Genomic DNA, 285 nt, shown 5'->3' on the forward strand with positions numbered 1-285 from the left:
TAGTTAGCACCTATACTAAAGTTTGTTCCCTTAGCATAGCTTGTATTTGATAGGTTCTCATAGCTTAGGGTGTTTGTTTTTAAATTTAGGTTGTGGTTATCTATAAAGGTATTATCCTTATCATACTCTCCTGCTGCTAGTAGTGATCCTTTTAGATGAGTGTTTTTGCCTACCTCTACGTTTAGCTCATTTGCTGTTATGGATGAGAGGATAGTTTGTTTAGTTATAGTATTTGAGCTTGATCTAGAGAAATTTGCATTGGTGCTAGATTTATCTATGGTGTTA

1 protein-coding gene is annotated in these 285 nt (G+C 34.4%); it reads right to left on the reverse strand.

The features are described 5' to 3' along the window. Positions 1-285: hypothetical protein (locus tag UNSWCS_RS12250; RefSeq protein WP_035144298.1), on the reverse strand; the 285-nt coding region annotated here is incomplete at both ends.

The sequence above is a fragment of the Campylobacter concisus UNSWCS genome, assembly GCF_000466685.1.
GTDB classification, from domain to species: Bacteria; Campylobacterota; Campylobacteria; order Campylobacterales; family Campylobacteraceae; genus Campylobacter_A; species Campylobacter_A concisus_A.